This is a genomic window from Staphylococcus sp. FSL K6-0223 (assembly GCF_038008285.1).
Window position 1 is genome coordinate 977585 of sequence record NZ_JBBOYX010000002.1, and the last position, 13139, is coordinate 990723.

Below are 13139 nucleotides of genomic sequence, written 5' to 3' on the forward strand. Positions count from 1 at the left end.
GACACGTGTTATTTATCTAATAAGCATTGATAAAAAAATTATCATACTTAAACCTTTTTCAATTCAAATATATTTTTTCTATCATACCATTTAAGCGACTATTTTAACATTAAATTCCATTTTGTGAACAAAATTTCCAAGGCTAAATGATGACAAATTGTAAGTTTTCACTTACAATAGCTAATGGTCAACAAAGGAGTCGGTTTAGAAATGTTTGAAGCAATCATTTACAACATATCTGTCATGGTCGCAGGTATTTATCTATTTCACAGATTACAGTATTCAGAAAATAAAAAAATGGTATTTTCAAAAGAATACGTGACAGTTTTAATGACACTCGTTTCTCTACTCTTAGCTGCATATCCTATTCCATTTAAGAGCGAATATCTCGTTCATTTAACTTTCGTGCCTTTATTATTTTTAGGGCGCTATACAAATATGATATATACACTGGCTTCCGCATTCATTGTTGCATTAGTTGATGTATTAATATTTGGAAATTCAATTATTTATGGCATTACTTTAGTCGTAATTGCTGGTGTTGTAAGTGCTGTAGGTCCATTTTTAAAACAAAATGATATTGTTTCTTTACTAATTTTAAATTTCATTAGTATTATCATTTTATTAATATTAGCATTTGCAAGTCCAATTTATGACTTAATAGAAATATTAGTACTTATTCCTATTTCTTTAATTATTACTATTGCTTCTGCCATTACATTCGTAGATATTTGGCATTTCTTCTCATTAGTTAACCGTTATGAAAATGAGGACAAATACGATTACCTTACAGGTTTAGGAAATGTTAAAGAATTTGATAGACATTTAAATGAAGTTTCACGTATTGCTGAAGAAAAAAATCAAAGTCTAGCTTTACTCTTAATCGATATTGATGGATTTAAAGATGTAAACGATATTTATTCACACCAATCGGGTGATGCTGTACTTAAACAAATGTCACAGCTATTAAAAAATTATGTACCAAATCAATTTAAAATCTTCAGAAACGGTGGAGAAGAATTCTCAGTTGTCATTAGAAATTACTCGCTAGATCAAAGCGTAAAATTAGCTGAAAATATTCGTTCTGGTGTAGAGAAGTCTTCTTTCCATCTTCCAGATAAGGAAGTTATCAAACTTTCCGTTTCAATAGGGGTCGGATACTTAACCCAAGATGATCGTAAATCACAACGTAAAGTATTTAAAGATGCCGACGATATGGTTCATGTTGCTAAAAGTGAAGGACGTAATAAAGTGATGTTTAACCCTATTGTTAAACTATAAGTTTTAAATACTGCTATCATAGATGTAAACCATTTAATCTTATGATTAAAATGAATCTATGTATGGCAGTTTTTTTATATTCATTTTCATAAAAACATCATATTCTATCAATAAACTTCACAACAACTACAACAATAAGAAAATTAAAATTCACCCCTTAATAGTGTAGTGTCTATTGAAAGTTAAAGGCGCAAGTTGTAAACTTCAATTGTTCATAAAAAATAAAATTGTCTTGGAGGTGAAGATGTATGTCAGATTCCATCACGATAATAGATGAAAATAAAGTTATCGATGTAGTATTAATTGCAGGTAGAATCTTACTTGAAGCGGGCGCGGAAACGTATCGTGTTGAAGATACAATGAACCGTATTGCACATAGTTATGGTTTGCATGATACATATAGTTTTGTTACATCTACTGCGATTATATTTTCACTTAATGATCGCACTAGTACACGATTAATACGTATTCGTGAACGTACAACAGATTTGGAGAAAATCGCTCTTACCAATAGCTTATCTCGTAAAATTTCTAACAATCAAATTACGATTGATGAAGCTAAAACAGAATTAATTCACCTTAGACGTGCATCTCTACAGTATTCATTCTTTATGAATTTTCTTGCTGCATTTATAGCTTGTGGCTTCTTCTTATTTATGTTTGGAGGTACCGCTTCTGACTTTTGGATTGCGTGTTTAGCTGGAGGTGCTGCATTTTTAACTTTTAGTTTTGTACAAAAATACATTCAAATTAAATTCTTCTCAGAGTTTGTAGCCTCAGCAGTAGTTATCAGTATCGCTGCAATTTTCACCAAAATTGGAATCGCTAAAAATCAAGATATTATTACTATTGCAAGTGTTATGCCCTTAGTTCCTGGTATCCTTATAACCAATGCCATTCGTGATTTATTAGCAGGAGAATTGTTAGCTGGTATGTCACGTGGCGTTGAAGCTGCGCTTACCGCCTTTGCAATAGGTGCGGGTGTCGCAATTGTATTACTACTATTATAAGAAAGGCTGTTAATAATGTTATTTTATTTATTCCATTTTACAATTAGTTTCATTTCCACAGTCCTTTTTTCAATTATATTTAATGCGCCCAAAAAGTTACTTGTAGCCTGTGGTTTCGTAGGTGCAGTAGCTTGGACAATTTATCAATTCACAGTTGGGATGGACTTAGGAAAAGTAGGCGCTTCTTTCCTAGGAAGTTTAATTTTAGGTTTAATGAGTCATACTATGAGCAGACGATATAAACGACCTGTTATCATCTTTATCGTTCCAGGAATCATTCCTTTAGTACCAGGAGGAGCTGCATACGAAGCGACTCGCTACTTAGTCTCTAATAATTATACTTATGCAGTAAATACATTTTTAGAGGTCACTTTAATTTCGGGCGCCATCGCTTTCGGTATACTTGTGTCTGAAATCATCTATTATATTTACACTCGTATTAAACAGTATTATGGTAAAATCAAAGGTAAAACTTATAGAAAATCGTATAATATGAATAATAGAGTTTAACCTTAAGGGGATGTTTATAATGAAAGAACAAATTATTAACCGATTAACAAGATATGTAAAAATCGATACGCAATCAGATCCAAACTCTCAATCAACACCGTCCACAGATAAACAGTGGGATTTATTAAGTTTATTGGAAAATGAACTTCAAGCATTTGGGTTATCTACTGATATTGATGAATATGGATATCTATTCGCTACTTTAGAAAGCAATGTAGATGATGAGGTGCCAACAGTAGGTTTCTTGGCCCATGTCGATACATCACCAGATTTCAACGCAACAAATGTTCAACCACAAATTATAGACAACTACGATGGGCAAGCGCTCCAGTTAGGAGATACTCATCGTGTGCTAAACCCAAGTGTTTTCCCTGAGTTAAACCAAGTTGTAGGACATACATTAATGGTTACAGACGGTACATCATTACTTGGCGCTGACGATAAAGCAGGTGTTGTCGAAATTATGGAAGGTATTAAATACTTAATTGATCACCCTGAAATTAAGCACGGTCGTATTCGAGTCGGTTTCACACCCGATGAGGAAATTGGTAGAGGACCTCACAAGTTTGACGTTGCTCGTTTTAATGCTGACTTCGCATACACAATGGACGGAAGCCAATTGGGTGAACTTCAATTTGAAAGTTTCAATGCGGCGGAAGCTACAGTTACTTGTCACGGCGTGAATGTTCACCCTGGTTCCGCTAAAAACGCAATGGTGAATGCAATTAATTTAGGCCAACAATTTAATAGTCTTCTACCACCTAGCGAAGTGCCTGAACGTACTGAAGGATATGAAGGATTTTATCATTTAATGAGTTTCGAGGGTAACGTTGAAAAAGCAACGCTCCAATATATCATTCGTGATCATGATAAAAAGCAGTTCGACTTACGAAAAAAACGCATGATGGAAATTCGTGATGACATCAATACTCACTATGAGGATTTCCCTGTAAAAGTCGATGTTCATGACCAATATTATAATATGGCAGAAAAAATTAAACCTTTACAACACATTATTGATATCCCTAAACGTGTATTTGCTAAACTTGATATTGAACCTAATACTGAACCTATTCGTGGTGGCACAGACGGTTCACAATTATCATTTATGGGGTTACCTACACCTAATATTTTCACAGGATGTGGTAACTTCCACGGTCCATTCGAATATGCATCAATAGATGTTATGGAAAAAGCAGTTCAAGTTGTCGTAGGTATCGCTGAAGAAGTTGCTAAAAAAGAATAATCATTCGAAACTTTGATATTAATTTAAAAGCGGGCTAGAAATATAATTTTTTATGAATCATATTTCTAGCCCGCTTTCTTTTTTTATTATCTAAAATAGATTTATTGATTAAGACTCGTTTTAAGTAATTTAAGAGCTTGAACTGTGTAATGGCGTATTTGAATGCCCATTCTAAAATCTGTATACGTTTCAGGCATATCTATAAATGTGTTAAACATTGCAGTCACACCTTGCGATTCAAACAAATCAAACTTATCACTTGTGGCACAAATTGCGATGGCAGGTTTATGATATTTTTGAGTTAAATCAGCAATACGCAAAGTAGTTGTCTCTAGAATTTGATCTTTTTCTTTGAGTCCTTCCCCAAAAATAATTAAGTCGGCTTGCTCAATTAAATCTTCTAAATGTGTAATTTGATTAACAAGTTCGTGACTTGTTAATATTTCAGCTTGATATAAGCCTTTTAACACTGCAGCAATGCCTCCCCCAGCACCACCACGTTCTATAGGGCCAATTGCTAATTTGAGTTCACTTTTAAATAGTTCACTAAAATACCAAACTAAATTATCAATTTCAGCAGCTTCGTTTTGATTTAATTGAAACGTTTGATACGTTTGCATAATCTCACTTTGCTTACCATACAATCGACTTGAAAAATCGGACATTAATTGTAATTTGGCATTAGCGAGCTGAGGATGTACATCAGATAAATCAATGCGTCTAATATATTTAATTTTATATGCACCCTCACTCACATCTACAATGTTTGCTTCATCATCATAGAATTTTGCACCAAGCGCTTGTAACATACCGGCACCTGCATCAAAGCTACCAATACCTCCTAGAGATATAACGATATGTTTCGCTTGATTATCCAGTGCTGCTTTTAACACTTCACCTAAACCATAACTAGAACGCTGATCAATCGGCTTTTCACCGTTTAAGAATAAATTCCCCTCAATAACAGTCATTCCACTATCAGTTTGGCCGTACATCGCTTCTACGTCATTCATATCGGCATCATGAGCTTTAACACGATATTTATTTCCAGACTGCCATAGAAATACAGAATCCATTAATTCATGTCTTCCATTAAATAATGGAACCTGTACAATATCTGCATGTTCAATTTGACTTGCTACCGCTTCCTCAACGTACCTATTCGCTTGATAACTGGAAATAATTCCATTGAACTCATCCATGGCTACTAAAACCTTCATTGTCTTAACCACCTTATATCTTTTACTCTTTTTCAAAATGATTTTCAACTTAAATATTGTTTAATGATTCGCATTTGAACCTATCCGCGTACTTATTTTACAAGTAATATTTATTAGGATATGATTATACACTTATCTTTATAAATTTAAGGATAATGATGTACTTATACATAATTCACTAACACATTATACATATTTTCTTAGAATTTTTCATAATATACGAAAGGCTTGCCATACATCTTCACTATCAGATGTCTATGACAAGCCACTTAAGCATTTAAATTATTTTCATTTATTCCTCAGCTTGTGCAAGTTGAGAAACGTTAATATCATCGTGATCAGCATTCCACTTCATCTCACCATTTACAAAGTAAAAGGCTTGTGGAGATTCATGCTTCACATTCGTTTTTTCTGCAATATAGTCCGATAATTTACGCTCCTGTTGAACGATTAAATAGTAACCATCAATATCTCTTTCATATAAAAATTTATTAAATTGATCATACGCATTTGCAGAAATTGGACAAGTTTCACTATGTTTTAATACAAAAACATATTTATTCTCTTCTAAGACTTGTTCAAACTGGTCAATTGAACTCAGCTTAATAGCCATTCTATTCACCTCTAAAAATATTTATCACATTTTATGAGCATATGCGTGATATTCATATCCCAAGAATCATCTCAGTGGGTACAATTATACACATTCTGCTGTATAATGTTAACCATCGATTTTTATTTTATTTAATTCAAAAAATAACTATTTTACATTTTCTTTTAACTCATAGTATTGCTTGTTAAATTCTTTATCTTTGCTTGAAATATCTTTACCCTCTTTTGGTAATTTATCCACATCAATTTTAGATAATTTTTCACTAATTTCGATAGTATCTACTCGTGTGTCATAGTAATTTTGTAAACTGTAGTACATTTCAATTGCATTTTTCCTAGCATTATCTACGTGTTGGTCTGAAATATTAGTTTGGTTAATATCTTTAATTTGTTTATCAATCAATGGTGAAATATGATTATTGATTGCTTTTTTAGCTGAATCTGAATTTGTAGTAGAAGAATTGAGATATTTCTTAGCTGTAGATTTGAGTTGCTTATTATTTTCTTCTAATTTAGATGTTAGTTGATCAGCATCACTTTTATTAGTAGCTTTATTAATATCAGATTCTACCTCTGATCTATTTTTTTCGAAAAGTTTCGTATAATCTAGTATATCTTCATTATCTTTGATAGAACGATTACATAAATCAACAAATGATTTTAAATCATTAATTGAAGTTTCTTTCTCTTTAACAGTATCTAAATACGAGTTACGTAGATTTTTAACATCATTTGTATTTGCAGGTAATTGATTAGCAGCCTTTTTATATTTCTTAAATTCCGGCATGAGATAGTTATTAATATCTTTTTGAAGTGCAATAAATTCTTTTTTGTTTTTATCTGTCGTATCCGTTTTACTTAAGTTATCTAACTCTTTTAAATGTATTTTATCTATAACTTCTTCAACGTTTTTTTGCTTTTTCTTAACATCACTGAGTTTATTGTCAAACTCATTAAAATCTTTGTTAGTTTTATTTCCACAGGCTGTTAGCGTGGTTATAAATATGACAATTGTTGCAATAAATAGTAATTTTTTCATATCTGCACTCCTTATCATTAAACATTATACATAAACGTATTTATTATGAAAATGAATTGTGTTATAGTATGTCAGACTTTACTGTAAAATTGAGAAATTATAATTCACAAGGAGTAAATCATGTATACTTATGTTCAACCTTTAGTCAAAGAGGACTTAAATGAATCGTTCGCTAAAGAATACCAAAACGTCAAAAATATAATGTTTAATTTATTAGATTCACCAGTTAAATACACTCAACATATTGGTGGCACGCGTCATTTTAATTATGCTACAGAACCCATATTGGATGTACTTGTAGGAGTCAATAATTTACACGATATTACTGCTCTAGATGAAAAACGTTTGAATTATGCTGGTTTTTACCGACTTCACCATTCCTATAAGAAAAAAGTAGTGATGGCTCGATTCAATAATCTTAGTGAACTTAAGCAAGAAGTAAGATTACATATTATACAGTTAGATACCCCTCTTTTTGAACAGTATCAAAAGGTTGACCAATTATTAACACAAGATAAGAAAATTTCTCAATTATTTTCCACGAAAAAACAAAATATATTGAAACATGTGCGAGCCATTCGTATGTATGAAAATCAAAAACAAAGTATCTTTGAGGATTTAAGTAGAGACTTAAATTAATTAGAGCATTTACTACACATCAATACGAGAATTCTTACTTTGTCTATTTAATGGTAAAATAATATATTCAAATTTCGCAAATAACTATTAAAGTTGATATAATAATAATGATATTAAGAAGATGAGAAAGGATGTACAAACCGTTGAATAAAAGTGACATCTTAAATGATTTAAAGTCGATTATTCCCGACAATATAATTAAAGTTGATGAACCTCTCAAACGTTATACATATACTGAAACTGGCGGAGAGGCAGATTTCTATTTATCCCCAACAAAAAATGAAGAAGTGCAAGCAATTGTAGCTTACGCTTATAATAATAATATTCCTGTTACATACTTAGGTAATGGTTCAAATATTATCATACGTGAAGGCGGAATAAGAGGCATCGTTCTAAGTCTACTCTCATTAGATCATATTGATGTTTCTGACGATGCGATTATCGCTGGTAGTGGCGCTGCAATCATTGATGTTTCAAGAGTTGCACGAGATCATGTTCTTACTGGTTTAGAGTTTGCATGTGGTATTCCAGGTTCAATCGGTGGTGCTGTATTTATGAATGCTGGTGCATATGGTGGTGAAGTTAAAGATTGTATCGACTATGCGCTATGCGTTAATGAGAAAGGTGATTTAATCAAGTTAACTAATGAAGAATTAGAGCTAGATTACAGAAATAGTATTGTTCAAAAGAAACATCTTGTTGTACTTGAAGCAGCGTTCACTTTAATGCCAGGTCATTTAGATGAAATTCAAGCTAAAATGGATGATTTAACTGAAAGAAGAGAATCAAAACAACCATTAGAATACCCTTCTTGTGGAAGTGTATTCCAAAGACCTCCTGGCCATTTCGCTGGTAAATTAATTCAAGACTCTGATTTACAAGGTCATCGCATCGGTGGCGTAGAAGTATCTAAAAAACATGCTGGCTTTATGGTTAATGTAGATAAAGGTACGGCAACAGATTACGAAGATTTAATTCACCACGTACAAAGAACTGTTAAAGATAAATTTGATGTAGAATTAAATACAGAAGTACGTATTATTGGAGAACACCCTAAAAGTTAATTTTATAAGGAGGTACATCTAATCTATGCCTAATATTCACGGTTCAGTCATTGATAAAGAGACAAGATGTACTCACTATCACTCTTTTTTAGATGTTATTGCAATTAAATTTAAATGTTGTGACAAATATTATCCTTGTTATAAATGTCATGATGAACATGAATCGCATTCTATACAAAGATGGACTGAGAAAGAATTTGATAAAAAAGTTATTATGTGTGGTGTGTGCAACCATGAAATGAGTATTCACGACTACATGATGGTTGAAGTGTGTCCTAAATGCAAAGCACATTTTAATAGTAGATGTAAATTTCACTATCATTTGTATTTTGAAATATAACTTACTTTAAAAGTTTTTAATAGTCATTTTGTAACTAAGGTTAAGCAATTGAGTTTGTTTAACCTTTTTATTATATAAAAATCAAAAAACCTTTAGTTATACAACACGGTAAGTATTGTAAACTAAAGGTTTTTCTTCTTATTAGGTTAATATTTATTATTCATCGAATACAAAGTCTTCATCTCGTAACGCTTCAACATTTAATGCTAACGTATAGCCGTCACCTTTTACTGAGAAGAAGTCATGGTTCTTAGTAGATGTATCTAAAGCATTCTCGATAATTGGATTAAATTCACGTTCTTCAAAATAAGGTTCAAAACCTAAGTTAGATAAAGCCTTATTACCATTATAACGAACATAGTTAAGTACATCTTCAGTTAAACCAATATCATCATATAATAAGTGTGTATAAGATACTTCATTATCATAAAGTTCGTTTAATAACTTATACATTTCTTGATCTGCTTTTTGCTTTTCACTCTCTGACAGCTCATTGCGTAAGCTTTGAGCATCTAAACCAGTGAAAACACCGTGAATTGATTCATCTAATAAGATTTTACGAATAATTTCACCAGAAGTCGTCATTTTACCTTGACCAGCAAGGTATAGCGGATAGTAGAAACCAGAGTAAAATAAGAACGTTTCTAAGAATACACTTGATACTCTTGCGATATATTGGTCAAAAATTGATGCTTCTTTTCCCCAAAGCTTATGATAGTTGTCGATAATTTTATCTGATTTATATTTTAAATGAGGTTCTTCAATTACCCATGTGTCTAACAAATAGTTCGTTTCACTAGACGGAAGTAATGTTGTGAAGATATGAGAATAACTTTTAGCGTGAATTTGTTCCATCATAGCCATAAATGAGTATACAGCTTTTTTTCTTAAATCAGTCGTATGTAACATAATCAAAGGCATTCCATCGTCTGCTTGATGAGTATCTAGCCCTGTTAATCCTGCTAAAGCCTTTTTAAATGTTTCTTTTTCAGAATCTGTCAATGTTTTCCAACTTGCTATATCTTTTGAAACTTTAAACTCTGTTTCGACCCACATTTGTGATATGTTTTGACGCCAAAACATATTCGTCATATCTTCTTGGGTGTTCCAGTTGACCGCTTTCATGTAAATCCTCCTGTCATTATTATGTATTGCATAGAGAATTTCAACCACACTAAATATGATAAACATAATTAGCAGTGATTGAAATTTCTAGCATTTTATTTAATTTAAAATATTAGATTGCACAGCTTGTACATTCTTCTACACTAAGTAATTTGTTACGTGTATAATAAAGTGATTTTAGTCCTTTATAGTGTGCGTAAACATATAATCTTGAAAGTTCACGTGTAGAAATTTCTGAATTTACATATAGAATTGTTGAAATACCTTGGTCTACATGTGTTTGTATTGTTGAAACTAAATCGATTAATTTCATTTGATCAGTATTAAATGCTGATTTGTAATACCACATTGTTTCAGGTGATAGGAAAGGCATTGGATAAAATGTTTCAGCATTTCCATAAGTACGACGCTCAATTTGATCTACAATAGGCATTACAGAGCTTGTTGCATTTTGCACATATGAAATACTTTGAGTAGGTGCAATAGCTAAACGGTAAGCATGATAAAGACCATATTGTTCTACTTCTTTTTGTAGAGCTTTCCAATCTTCTGAAGTTGGAATATCTAAACCATCGAATAGCTGGCGAACTTTTTCAAATTGTGGCTCAAATTCTTGTGAAGTATAGAATTCAAAGTATTTGCCATTAGCATAATCTGATTGGTCAAAATCTTGATAGCTTTCTCCGCGTTCTTTAGCTATTTCCATTGAACGTTCTATAGAATAATAGTTCATCATCATGAAGAATATATTAGCAAAGTCTTTCGCCTCTTCAGACTCATAACCGATTTTATTTTTTGCTAAATATCCATGAAGGTTCATTACACCTAGACCTACTGAGTGCAACTCACTATTAGCTTTTTTAACACCTGGAGCATTTTGTATATTAGCTTCATCACTCACTACAGTAAGTGCATCCATACCAGTGTGAACAGAATCTCTGAATTTACCTGATTCCATAACATTAACAATGTTTAGAGAGCCAAGATTACAAGAAATATCACGTTTAATCTCATCTTGTGTACCATAGTCATTGATAATAGATGTCTCTTGTAATTGGAAAATTTCTGTACATAAATTACTCATTTTAATTTGACCAATATCGGAGTTGGCATGTACTTTATTTGCATTATCTTTAAACATTAAATACGGATAACCAGATTGTAGTTGAGTTTGTGCAATTGTATTTAACATTTCACGTGCATCTTTTTTCTTCTTATCAATGTTAGGATTAGCAACCATATCATCATAATATTTCTCTAAATCAATATCATCTAATGTCACACCATACTCTTGTTTTACAGTATGTGGGGCGAACATATAGAAGTCTTTACCTTCTTTAGCTAAATCAAAGAACTTAGAAGGAACAATAAGACCTGTTGAAATTGTAGATAAACGTAAATCTTCATCAGCATTGACCTTTTTAGTATCTAAAAATTCTTCCACATCATAATGGAAAATATTTAAATATACAGCACCTGCACCAGGTCTTTGACCTAATTGATCGGCATAACTAAATCCACCTTCAAGTGCTTTAGCTACTGGTAATACACCTTTAGCAACACCTTTAATACCTTTGATTGCCTCTCCACGGGCACGTAATTTTGATAAATTAATAGCGACACCGCCACCAATTTTACTTAGTTGCTTCGCTGTTGAATCAATAAAGTTAATAGAATTTAAACTATCATCAACTTCTAATAAGAAACATGAAACGAGCTCACCGCGACGTGCACGACCTGCGTTTAAGAAAGTAGGCGTTGCTGGTTGATAACGTTGTTCAACCATAGAAGAAATAAATTGTTTTGCTTGTTTAGTATCACCATTAGCTAAATAAAGGGCAACAATTGCAACATGTTGATTATAGTCTTCTAAAAATTGACTTTTATCGTTTGTTTTTAAAGCATAGTCCTTATAGAACTTACTTGCAGACATGTAGCTAGCGAATTGAAAATGGATTGACTTAGCATATTCAGTAATTTCTCGTAATTCTTCTTCAGAGTATTTCTCAAATACATTGAAATAAAAGTCATTATCCACAAGGTAATGTAAACGTTCAATTTCATCATCGAAATAAATTGTTTTATCGTGGATTTCTTCAAGATAAACTTTTAATGCTTCCTGATCCTTCTCTAAATCAAAGAAACCATTATCTTTCCGCTTCGTTACTTCATTATTTAGTTCAATATGATTGTATTTCTTCTCGTTCATGGTTTTCATTGAAATTACCCACCTTATCCTTAAATTCAATTACATCATTGTTCGTACCTTGTACTTCAAATTTCATAAGTAGAGGAACATCATAGTCCTCTGAGATTGTACGGCCTGCTTTAGCAAAATTTTGCCCCCAATTACGATTTCCGCTTGCAGCTACCGCTTGTAATTGAGCGTGATTAACTTCTAAAAAAGATTGAACAGGTTGTGGCACTTCTCCAAATCCAATAGTGCCAGTAACTAAGATATATGGTTCATTTACTGGTTCCGTACAATTGTCTTGAGTAATTTCTAACGTGTCATCAATTTCTGCTCGCTTTATAAAACGTCTAACATTTCCAGAAAATGAGAAATATACTACTTTCATTGGATCACCTTCTTTCTTCAATCTTTAGTTGTCGTGTCTATATTGAGCATTCACAAACTCAAAAAATAAAAGCACCACTAGTATAGAGGTGTAAACCGTTATAATTTTTAATTTCTAAATATTCTTATTTCTTGTAAAAGAAAGTTTATTTTAATGCCTTTAGTATGTCTATAAGTTTATAACCACTACATATAGTACTTAAAACTTAAATAATACTAAATGATAAATTGCTTTATTTGTAACTGATTACTAATTTTGCAATGATTTATCATTTGAATTAGTGTGATTTTGCATTAAAATTAATTAATTTCCCAGTATTAACTTTTAAACTCTAAACACTATATATAGTGTTTGGTTTTAAAAGTTAATACTATATTCTGTGTTTCATTATACATAAGTAGAATGTTTAATGAAAGTTAAAGTTTAATGACGAAAAAACTAAAATTTTTAGAAAGTGCACCACTACGTGTTTAA

General features: G+C 31.8%; 13 protein-coding genes. 7 read left to right on the top strand and 6 right to left on the bottom strand.

What is annotated here, in order from left to right:
- Nucleotides 1-210 precede the first annotated feature (210 nt).
- From gdpS to pepT, 4 genes are all read left to right on the top strand, one after another.
- Nucleotides 211-1281: a GGDEF domain-containing protein GdpS gene (gene gdpS, locus MHI13_RS15630; protein ID WP_002433106.1), complete on the top strand. Its 1071-nt coding sequence runs from the start codon at nucleotides 211-213 to the stop codon at nucleotides 1279-1281.
- Between the two features lie 248 nt (nucleotides 1282-1529).
- Nucleotides 1530-2291, top strand: coding sequence for a threonine/serine exporter family protein (locus MHI13_RS15635; RefSeq protein WP_064210460.1), 762 nt, complete (start codon nucleotides 1530-1532; stop codon nucleotides 2289-2291).
- Nucleotides 2292-2306: 15 nt separating this feature from the next.
- Nucleotides 2307-2801 carry a threonine/serine exporter family protein gene (locus tag MHI13_RS15640; RefSeq protein WP_002469625.1) on the top strand — a complete coding sequence of 165 codons (495 nt, stop codon included), beginning with the start codon at nucleotides 2307-2309 and terminating at the stop codon, nucleotides 2799-2801.
- Between the two features lie 19 nt (nucleotides 2802-2820).
- Nucleotides 2821-4047, top strand: a complete 1227-nt coding sequence (pepT, locus tag MHI13_RS15645) for a peptidase T (protein WP_064210459.1) — start codon at nucleotides 2821-2823, stop codon at nucleotides 4045-4047.
- A gap of 101 nt (nucleotides 4048-4148) precedes the next feature.
- Here pepT and MHI13_RS15650 read toward each other — a convergent pair whose 3' ends face one another.
- The 3 genes from MHI13_RS15650 to MHI13_RS15660 all read right to left on the bottom strand — a co-directional run bounded on the left by MHI13_RS15650 (nucleotide 4149) and on the right by MHI13_RS15660 (nucleotide 6918).
- Nucleotides 4149-5267, bottom strand: a complete 1119-nt coding sequence (locus MHI13_RS15650; RefSeq protein ID WP_002433418.1) for a glycerate kinase — start codon at nucleotides 5265-5267, stop codon at nucleotides 4149-4151.
- A gap of 292 nt (nucleotides 5268-5559) precedes the next feature.
- Complete coding sequence (gene ytxJ / locus MHI13_RS15655) at nucleotides 5560-5880, bottom strand: bacillithiol system redox-active protein YtxJ (protein WP_002433080.1); 321 nt, start codon at nucleotides 5878-5880, stop codon at nucleotides 5560-5562.
- Nucleotides 5881-6027: 147 nt separating this feature from the next.
- Entirely contained in the window at nucleotides 6028-6918 is an 891-nt protein-coding gene (locus MHI13_RS15660; RefSeq protein ID WP_064210458.1) for an EMYY motif lipoprotein, read from the bottom strand.
- A gap of 120 nt (nucleotides 6919-7038) precedes the next feature.
- On the opposite strand from MHI13_RS15660, the gene MHI13_RS15665 reads away from it, so the two are divergent.
- From MHI13_RS15665 to MHI13_RS15675, 3 genes are all read left to right on the top strand, one after another.
- Nucleotides 7039-7557, top strand: a complete 519-nt coding sequence (locus MHI13_RS15665) for a GrpB family protein (RefSeq protein WP_064210457.1) — start codon at nucleotides 7039-7041, stop codon at nucleotides 7555-7557.
- Between the two features lie 131 nt (nucleotides 7558-7688).
- On the top strand, nucleotides 7689-8621 hold the full coding sequence (gene murB, locus MHI13_RS15670; protein WP_002433388.1) for a UDP-N-acetylmuramate dehydrogenase: 933 nt from the start codon (nucleotides 7689-7691) through the stop codon (nucleotides 8619-8621).
- Nucleotides 8622-8646: 25 nt separating this feature from the next.
- Nucleotides 8647-8961 (top strand): CHY zinc finger protein, encoded by a 315-nt coding sequence (locus tag MHI13_RS15675; protein ID WP_002433075.1) that lies wholly within the window; start codon nucleotides 8647-8649, stop codon nucleotides 8959-8961.
- A gap of 156 nt (nucleotides 8962-9117) precedes the next feature.
- Here the strand turns inward: MHI13_RS15675 and nrdF are convergent, their stop codons facing one another.
- The 3 genes from nrdF to nrdI form a co-directional block, all read right to left on the bottom strand.
- Entirely contained in the window at nucleotides 9118-10086 is a 969-nt protein-coding gene (gene nrdF / locus MHI13_RS15680) for a class 1b ribonucleoside-diphosphate reductase subunit beta (RefSeq protein ID WP_002433452.1), read from the bottom strand.
- 112 nt (nucleotides 10087-10198) lie between these two features.
- Nucleotides 10199-12304: a class 1b ribonucleoside-diphosphate reductase subunit alpha gene (gene nrdE, locus MHI13_RS15685; RefSeq protein WP_023350667.1), complete on the bottom strand. Its 2106-nt coding sequence runs from the start codon at nucleotides 12302-12304 to the stop codon at nucleotides 10199-10201.
- A complete protein-coding gene (nrdI, locus tag MHI13_RS15690; RefSeq protein WP_023350668.1) occupies nucleotides 12267-12665 on the bottom strand; it encodes a class Ib ribonucleoside-diphosphate reductase assembly flavoprotein NrdI in 399 nt (132 codons plus the stop codon). Before nrdI ends, nrdE begins: the two co-directional genes overlap by 38 nt.
- Nucleotides 12666-13139: the final 474 nt, after the last annotated feature.

Coding starts and splice junctions, on each gene's coding strand:
- MHI13_RS15675 (WP_002433075.1), top strand. CDS start 8,647: ATGCCTAATATTCACGGTTCAGTCATTGATAAAGAGACAAGATGTACT.
- nrdI (WP_023350668.1), bottom strand. CDS start 12,665: ATGAAAGTAGTATATTTCTCATTTTCTGGAAATGTTAGACGTTTTATA.
- MHI13_RS15650 (WP_002433418.1), bottom strand. CDS start 5,267: ATGAAGGTTTTAGTAGCCATGGATGAGTTCAATGGAATTATTTCCAGT.
- MHI13_RS15660 (WP_064210458.1), bottom strand. CDS start 6,918: ATGAAAAAATTACTATTTATTGCAACAATTGTCATATTTATAACCACG.
- ytxJ (WP_002433080.1), bottom strand. CDS start 5,880: ATGGCTATTAAGCTGAGTTCAATTGACCAGTTTGAACAAGTCTTAGAA.
- nrdF (WP_002433452.1), bottom strand. CDS start 10,086: ATGAAAGCGGTCAACTGGAACACCCAAGAAGATATGACGAATATGTTT.
- MHI13_RS15635 (WP_064210460.1), top strand. CDS start 1,530: ATGTCAGATTCCATCACGATAATAGATGAAAATAAAGTTATCGATGTA.
- gdpS (WP_002433106.1), top strand. CDS start 211: ATGTTTGAAGCAATCATTTACAACATATCTGTCATGGTCGCAGGTATT.
- MHI13_RS15665 (WP_064210457.1), top strand. CDS start 7,039: ATGTATACTTATGTTCAACCTTTAGTCAAAGAGGACTTAAATGAATCG.
- MHI13_RS15640 (WP_002469625.1), top strand. CDS start 2,307: ATGTTATTTTATTTATTCCATTTTACAATTAGTTTCATTTCCACAGTC.
- pepT (WP_064210459.1), top strand. CDS start 2,821: ATGAAAGAACAAATTATTAACCGATTAACAAGATATGTAAAAATCGAT.
- nrdE (WP_023350667.1), bottom strand. CDS start 12,304: ATGAAAACCATGAACGAGAAGAAATACAATCATATTGAACTAAATAAT.
- murB (WP_002433388.1), top strand. CDS start 7,689: ATGTACAAACCGTTGAATAAAAGTGACATCTTAAATGATTTAAAGTCG.